We start from the raw sequence: 266 nt of genomic DNA, 5'->3' as shown, positions 1-266 counted from the left end.
GATAGGCCGGAACTGGAAGCGCAGCAATGCGTGGAGGTGACCGGTACTAATCGGCCGAGGGCTTACACACAAACAAGCCAAGAATTGTTACGCGTCCACTGTGCAGTATCTGAAACAACACACCCATCCGCGACAACACCGCGGTGAGGGCCTTGTTTCACAGAGTTACGGCGGCCATAGCGGCAGGGAAACGCCCGGTCCCATTCCGAACCCGGAAGCTAAGCCTGCCAGCGCCGATGGTACTGCACTCGAGAGGGTGTGGGAGA

At 58.6% G+C, this 266-nt stretch carries 1 rRNA gene; it reads left to right on the top strand.

What is annotated here, in order from left to right:
- Positions 1-166: 166 nt before the first annotated feature.
- Positions 167-266 (top strand): 5S ribosomal RNA (rrf, locus tag NJE57_RS19955); the annotation flags it as partial.

Source organism: Dietzia sp. PP-33, from assembly GCF_033790845.1.
Lineage (GTDB): Bacteria > Actinomycetota > Actinomycetes > Mycobacteriales > Mycobacteriaceae > Dietzia.
The sequence above is the reverse complement of the archived record's forward strand: the minus strand, read 5'-3'. Positions and strand labels throughout refer to the sequence as shown.